Origin of the sequence: Promineifilum sp. (SeqCode) (assembly GCF_041918635.1) — a bacterium.
Classification (GTDB): Bacteria; Chloroflexota; Anaerolineae; order Promineifilales; family Promineifilaceae; genus Promineifilum.
This window is the reverse complement of record NZ_JAYRVJ010000123.1, coordinates 1-5,897: the sequence shown is the minus strand read 5'-3', so window position 1 is coordinate 5,897 and position 5,897 is coordinate 1. Positions and strand designations below refer to the sequence as shown.

The window sequence follows — 5,897 nt, the reverse complement described above, 5'->3', positions numbered from 1 at the left end:
GGACGCCGGCCAACAACCCCTACCCCACCCGCTTCAACGTGCCCACCGACCGGCCCGCCGTTCCCGTGGGGCCGCTGCCCGATGAGCCGCGCCGCGACCTGACCCACCTGCTGGCCCTGGCGATCGACGACGCGGGCAGCGATGACCCCGACGACGCCCTCAGCCTGGACGGCGACCGCCTGTGGGTGCACGTGGCCGACGCCGCCGCGCTGGCCCCGCCCGGCTCGCCGGCCGACATCGAGGCGCGCAACCGCGCGGCCAACCTCTACCTCCCGGAAGGCACGGTGCGCATGCTGCCGGAGGAGATGACGGAGCGGCTGGCCCTGGGACGGCAGCCAGTGTCGCCGGCGCTGTCGCTGGCCCTGGCGATTCGCCCTGACGACGCGGTAGAACTGCTGGAGATAACGCTCAGTTGGATTCGCGTCACCCGCACCACCTACGAGGCGGCCGAGGCCCAGCTGGGCGACAGTCCATACCGCGAACTGATGGCCCTGGCCGAACGACGGCGCGCCCGGCGCATCGCCAACGGCGCGGTGGAGATCGATCTGCCCGAGGCCAAGGTTAAGGTATGCGAGGATGGCGAAGTGGTCGTGAAGCCGCTGCCGTCGCTGCGCAGTCGGGAACTGGTGCGCGAGGCGATGCTGATGGCTGGCGAGGCGGTCGGGCAGTTGGGCGTGGCCGCGGGCTTGCCGCTGGCTTACACCGTTCAGGACCCGCCGCAGGAACTCGAGGCGCGGCCCGAGGGACTGGCCGGTATGTTCGCCCAGCGCCGGGCCATGCAGCGCAGCCGGCAGAGCACCGCGCCGGGCCGCCACGCCGGGCTGGGGCTGGACGTGTACGTGCAGGTCACCAGTCCCCTGCGCCGCTATCTGGACTTACTGGCCCACCAGCAGTTGCGCGCCCACCTGCGGGGCGAGCCGCCGCTCGACACAGCCGAGGTGACGCTGCGGCTGGGCACGGCCGACGCCGTGGTCGGCGCGGTGCGCGCCGCCGAGCGGCAGTCGATCCAGCATTGGACGCTGGTCTACCTGCTGCAGCACCCAGAGTGGCGCGGCGAGGGGATCGTGGTGGAGCACAAGCCGGGGCGCGAGGTGGTGCTCATCCCCGAACTGGCCTGGGAGGCCGAACTGTACCGGCGGCAGCCGCACGCGCTCAATAGCGCCGTCCGGCTGGCGGTAGAGGCGGTGGACTTGCCCAACCGGACGGCGTCGTTTCGGGCCGATTCGTAGGGGCGCACCCGCGTGTGCGCCCTGGATAGATACACTCAGGGCAGACACGCTGGTCTGCCCCTACTTGCGGCGAGTGCGAACGCGCAGCGCGTAGACCGCCAGCGCGTACATCGCCACGGCCAGGGCGAGGCAGGCCGCCACGCCCTGCCACAGCAGCGTCGCGTCCCAACCCTCGTTGAGCAGTGCGCGCATCGCCTCCAGTACATAGGTGATGGGGTTGAGCCGGGCGGCCGTCTTGAGCCACCCGCTCAGCAGTTCCAGCGGCACGAAGCTGGCCGTCAGGAACGTCAGCGGGAAGAACAGGAAGCTGGCGGCCTGGGTCACGGCGGCGTTGCCGCTACCCAGCGCGGCCGAGACGGTGAAGCCGGCAAAGCCACTGCCCAACAACACGGCCAGCCCGATGACCGCCAGCAGTCCGGCGACCCCGGTGGCCGATTCCAGCCCCATCAACAGCGCCACGCCAATGACGAAGACCGCCTGTAAGCCCAGAATGAAGCCGCCGGCCAGAATCGGCCCGAGCAACAGCGCGGTGCGGCTGACGGGGGTCAGCAGCAGCTTGTCGAAGTAACCGCCCTCGATGTCGCGCACCAGGTTTTGCGCGGCCAGGCTGGAGCCGGAGAGCGCCGAACTGACGAGCGACAGGGGCAGGATGAAACCCAGATAGCTGTTGCCACTGAGACCGGGCAGGAAGCCGGCCGCCTCGCCCAGTGTGGACTCATAGATGACCAAAAAGAAAACGCTGATGATCAGCGGCGGCAGCAGCGCCTGTGGGGTGCGAAAGATGACCGTCAGGTTGCGGCGTGTGATCAGCGCGATCTGCGACAGCAGGCCGGCCTGCCCTTCCAGTTGGCGCGACGGCGCGGGTTGTACGGTAATTGGAGCCATGCGTTTGACCTTCCTTTGGAATCCTGAGCGACCAGACTAACGGCTGCGACGACCGTGCGGTTTCTCTGGCGCGGCGGGCGTCTCCGGCGTCGCGGCGTTGCCCTCGCGCAAGCGCTGGCCGGTAACTTGCAGAAACACGTCATCCAGCGTCGGCTGCGTCAGGGTCAGCGAGATGGGGCTGATACTGGATTCGCGCAGGCGGGTGACAACGGACGGAATCGCCTCGGCGGCGTTCTCCATGTAGAGCCGCAATACGTCGCGGTCGAGTTGCGCGCGCGGCGTGACGGCATGCAGTTCGGCCAGAGCGCGTTCGGCCACATCCCGGCTGTCAAAGGCCAGATTGATCGATTCGTTGCCCACGTCGCTCTTCAGGCGCGCCGGTGAGCCCTGCACGGCGATCCGCCCCTTGTCGATGATCGCCACCACGTCCGCCAGTTCGTCCGCTTCTTCCAGGTATTGGGTCGTCAGGAAAATGGTCATGCCCAACTCGCGGTTGAGGCGACGAACCTCGTCCCACACGTCGCGGCGGCTGGCCGGGTCAAGGCCGGTGGTCGGCTCGTCGAGGAAGAGGACGCGCGGCTCGTGCGCCAGCGCCAGAGCCAAATCCAGACGGCGGCGCATGCCACCGCTGTAAGTTCCAACGCGACGGCCAGACGCTTCGGTCAGGCGCACCAAAGACAGCAACTCCTCGGCACGAGCCTGCGCCTGCTCCCGCGACGCGCCAAACATGCGCGTCTGTAGGGACAGGAGTTCCAGAGGCTTCATCAGGGGATCAAGGCCCACGTCTTGCAGGGCGACGCCGGCAATGCGCCGCACCGACTCGGCCTGGGTCACCACGTCGAAGCCGCCGACGGTCGCCCGGCCACCGCTGGGCAACGCCAGGGTCGTCAGGATTTTAATCGTCGTGCTCTTGCCCGCGCCGTTGGGGCCGAGGAAACCAAAGATGCTGCCCGCGTCGACATGCAGTGACACGTCATTGACGGCCATCACGTCGCCGGGGTACTGTTTCACCAAATTCTGGACAACGATTTCGCCATTTGCCATGCTGTTCTCTCCGTGGCCGCGCCAGTTTCAGTAATCAGGCGCAACCACGAAGAGAACATTAGCGGATTATCCATATTTTGTCAAGATTTTGTCGATATTTGTTTGAGGGAGTGTGGTCGGGCTGGGCCCGGTTTCAGCCCACCGTCGAAGTGGAGTGAGCGCGCGGCGCGGCAGCCGGGGACGCGCCCCGCACCAGCCGGCGCAGGGTATTGATCTGATTCAACGTAATCAGCCCTTCATACCGCCCACCAGCCACCACCGGTAGCGCGTCAAGTCGTTCCATCGCCATGCGCTGCTCGACCGCGAACAGCTCCTCGCTGGGCAGCACCGGCTCCACGTCGCGGCGCATTAGTTCGCCGACCGGCGTGTAGGGCGGGCGCGCGCGCAGGTCGCGCACCAGATCGGCGTGGGGCAGGAAACCCACCAGCGCCTCATCTACCACAACCGGAAAGCTCGTCTGGCCGCCCAACAGCATCAGGTCGGTCGCGCCGCGCAACGTCGTCCCCGGCTCCAGGCGGTGGGCCGCGGCGGAGTAGACGTGCTGCACCGTATACCCCTGAACCGCGCGCCGGTAGCGCACATAGCGCGACTCCGCGCCGGCCGAGGTGAAGATGAAGTAGGCGATCAGCATCAGGAAGAGGCCGCCGGTCCATAGCCCATAAAGCCCCAGCGCCACGGCCGCGGCGCGGCCGACGCCCGCCGCCAGGTTGGTCGCCCGCACGTAGTCGAGGCGCAACGCCAGCAGCGCCCGCAGGATGCGCCCGCCGTCCATCGGGAAGGCCGGCAACAGGTTGAAGAACGCCAGCAACAGGTTCGTGGTGAAGAGGTAGCCGAAGAGCGACGACAGGCCGAAGCCGGTCTGCCACGGCTGGAAACCATCGAGGCCGGGCAGGCTGCCGCTCGTCGCCAGGGCGACGGCGCTCATCACAGCCGCGGCGGCGAAGTTGACCGCCGGGCCGGCGGCGGCGATGACCAACTCCTGCGCCGGCTTGTCGGGCATCTCCGACAGTTGGGCCACGCCGCCCAGGGGCGAGAGGACGATCTGCCGTACCTCAATGCCGTAGTGCTGCGCGGCAAAGGTGTGGCCCAATTCGTGCAGCGTCACCAGCACGAACAGCAGCGACACGGCCACGACGCCGAAGAGCGCGCCGGCCATGCCGCCCACCAGCCCGAACTGGAGCGCGGCGTAGAGCAGAATCAACGGAAACGTGACGTGGAGCCGAATATCCACCCCACGCACCGCGAATAGCTTGAGTGAGGTTTTCATCCTCCTCAGCTTACAGCCCTTTCCTTTGATTGAGGTAAGCGCCAGATGTGACGTGGATGAAGATGATTAAGAGGAATCCACAGATTTCACAGATGACACAGATTAGGTTCTTACATCTGTGTCATCTGTGAAATCTGTGGATGCTTCTTTCATCCGGTGATGAGGTCGTCGGGCAGGTGGGCGACCTGGTTGGTATAGAGCACCCGGGCCACGCCGTCCTTCACGTCAATGCGGCTGATGGAGGCGTTGCTGACGGTGAAGCGCAGATGCTCCAGGGCCAGGCCGGGCGCGCCCAACGTCCCCTCGGCCGGCACGACGGCGGCGATGAGCGACTGGAAGAAGCCGCCGTGGGTGACCAGACCCACGTGGTCGTCCGTGTCGCCGTGGCGGGCCAGCAGTTCCGCCCAGACGCGCTGGGCGCGGGGGAGGTACTCGTCCCGCTGCTCGCGCCCCCGGTCGCCCCACCAGCCGGCCGCGCCGAGCGTCTCGGGCAGGCGGAGATGGGGGAACTGGTCGGCGAAGAAAGTGCGGTCGGGGCCGGGCACGCCCACGTCCTCGCCAGTGGCCTCGTCGAGGGTATGCAGGCCGCCCCACTCGTGGGCCTCCGGCCAGGCGTGCAATGGCAGGCTGGTGGCCTCGGCCACGTAGGAGGCGGTGACGATGGCGCGCAGCATCAGGCTGGTGTAGAGGTGGGTCAGCCCGAAGCCATGGCGGTTGTGGCGCATGGCGTGGGCGCCGAACGCCTCACCGGCCGGAACGGTCGCCAGATGGCGCGCCAGCAGTTGGGCCTGCTGGTGGCCGATTTCGGTCAGCGGCGGGTCGGCCTGCCGCCCGACGCTGGAGTTGGTGGTGGTGTACAGGTGGTTGTTCGCCGATTGGGCGTGACGAAGAATGTAGAGTTGCATGGGACTGGGAAATTGTTCGTAGTCAGGCAATTCATTGCTGTTCTTCCGCGTTGTCGGGCGATTTGGCAGATCGCCCCACTTGTGAAAAAAGAACGGCGATGAATCGCCTGACTACGAACGCTTCTAGAGTGGCGGCAGGAGCAATCCCTGCTCGCCGATGACGACCAGCAGGGCCACGGCGCACAGAGTGATGATGGTGTAGTAGACCACGCCGGCCCGGGAGCCTGCCCCACCCCGCCGCCAGAGCAGGAAAGCCGCGACGACGATGCCGGCGGCCAGCAATAGCATGAGCGCCGGCAGCCACAACAGCGGCGCTGCCGTCGACGGCAGCGCCAGCGCCGTCGCCAGCGTCAGATCGGTCAGCGAGCGGACGATGAACACCAGCAGCCCAACGCCAAACACCAACCCCAGCGCGCCGAACAGCAGCACCAGAACGCGGCTGATCCAGCGCAGCCGCCGATCGGCCGGAGAACGCGCCGCGACGGCCTGGATCGCCGGCGTCCCGCCGGCCTCTTCCACCACCGGCGCTTCCGGCTTGCGGGTCAGGGCGCGCACGAGATAGACGAG

The 5,897-nt window shown here is 67.4% G+C and carries 6 protein-coding genes; 1 reads left to right on the top strand and 5 read right to left on the bottom strand.

The features are described from left to right. A partial coding sequence (locus tag ACE3UY_RS04225; protein WP_374686307.1) for an RNB domain-containing ribonuclease occupies positions 1–1,229 on the top strand: 1,229 nt, incomplete at its 5' end. Positions 1,230–1,289: 60 nt separating this feature from the next. Here ACE3UY_RS04225 and ACE3UY_RS04220 read toward each other — a convergent pair. From ACE3UY_RS04220 to ACE3UY_RS04200, 5 genes are all read right to left on the bottom strand, one after another. Then, positions 1,290–2,114: an ABC transporter permease gene (locus ACE3UY_RS04220; RefSeq protein WP_374686306.1), complete on the bottom strand. Its 825-nt coding sequence runs from the start codon at positions 2,112–2,114 to the stop codon at positions 1,290–1,292. 36 nt (positions 2,115–2,150) lie between these two features. Continuing rightward, positions 2,151–3,158, bottom strand: a complete 1,008-nt coding sequence (locus tag ACE3UY_RS04215; RefSeq protein WP_374686305.1) for an ATP-binding cassette domain-containing protein — start codon at positions 3,156–3,158, stop codon at positions 2,151–2,153. A gap of 133 nt (positions 3,159–3,291) precedes the next feature. Beyond that, positions 3,292–4,425 carry a site-2 protease family protein gene (locus tag ACE3UY_RS04210; RefSeq protein ID WP_374686304.1) on the bottom strand — a complete coding sequence of 378 codons (1,134 nt, stop codon included), beginning with the start codon at positions 4,423–4,425 and terminating at the stop codon, positions 3,292–3,294. 149 nt (positions 4,426–4,574) lie between these two features. Next, positions 4,575–5,330, bottom strand: coding sequence for a histidine phosphatase family protein (locus ACE3UY_RS04205; protein ID WP_374686303.1), 756 nt, complete (start codon positions 5,328–5,330; stop codon positions 4,575–4,577). 123 nt (positions 5,331–5,453) lie between these two features. After that, positions 5,454–5,897 (bottom strand): hypothetical protein (locus ACE3UY_RS04200; protein WP_374686302.1); only part of this gene is annotated, 444 nt, incomplete at its 5' end.